The sequence below is a fragment of the Pseudomonas sp. SIMBA_041 genome, from assembly GCF_046535095.1.
Classification (GTDB): domain Bacteria; phylum Pseudomonadota; class Gammaproteobacteria; order Pseudomonadales; family Pseudomonadaceae; genus Aquipseudomonas; species Aquipseudomonas mucoides.
In genome coordinates this window covers 1-277 of the sequence record NZ_JAWRXJ010000234.1, presented here as the reverse complement: position 1 = coordinate 277, position 277 = coordinate 1, and the positions used below count along the sequence as shown (strand labels likewise).

At 41.2% G+C, this 277-nt stretch carries 1 protein-coding gene; it reads right to left on the bottom strand.

What is annotated here, in order from left to right; all coding sequences use genetic code 11:
• A partial coding sequence (locus SB725_RS30990) for a rhomboid family intramembrane serine protease (RefSeq protein ID WP_410923214.1) occupies positions 1 to 277 on the bottom strand: 277 nt, incomplete at both ends.

Sequence of the window (277 nt, the reverse complement as noted above, 5' to 3'; positions counted from 1 at the left end):
CAGGAATAGGAATCACGGCAAAGAGATAAATTCTCTCCCATGGTGCTAGCAGGATAAAAGCAAATAGCACAGCCGATACACCGCCCGATGCGCCTAAACTCAAATAACTGGCGTTGTTCTTATTTTTCACGTAACTTGGAATCATGGCAACGATGATTGCCAACACATAAAAAACCACAAACCCGTAACCGAACAAAAACGGCTGATATAGTCCTTCGATAGCACGCCCAAAAAAATACAAAGTAAACATATTAAAGAGCAAATGCATACTATCAGC